General features: G+C 64.0%; 1 pseudogene. It reads left to right on the top strand.

Annotated features, from left to right (window positions below):
- Positions 1 to 117 precede the first annotated feature (117 nt).
- Positions 118 to 253 (top strand): annotated as a pseudogene (locus tag EOD29_RS33470) (sensor histidine kinase); the annotation flags it as partial.

The raw sequence follows: 253 nt of genomic DNA, 5'->3' as shown, positions 1-253 counted from the left end.
GCCGATATGCGCGGGCGCTATCCCCGGCATCCCTGGCCGGAACGGCCGGAGGATGCGTTGCCGACGACACGGGCAAAACCGCGTGGTACATGAGGGCCATTCAAGGGAGCCGTCGGCATGATCGATAAGCCTGACATGATCGACAAGACGGAAGGCTATACGCTGGAGGACCGGCATAGTAGCCGCAGGCTGCGTCTGCAGACACTGGTGCGGCTGCGCTGGCTTGCCGTCGGCGGACAGGCGCTGACAGTTT

Source organism: Mesorhizobium sp. M1A.T.Ca.IN.004.03.1.1 (assembly GCF_003997555.1).
Classification (GTDB): domain Bacteria; phylum Pseudomonadota; class Alphaproteobacteria; order Rhizobiales; family Rhizobiaceae; genus Mesorhizobium.
The sequence above is the reverse complement of the archived record's forward strand: the minus strand, read 5'-3'. Positions and strand labels throughout refer to the sequence as shown.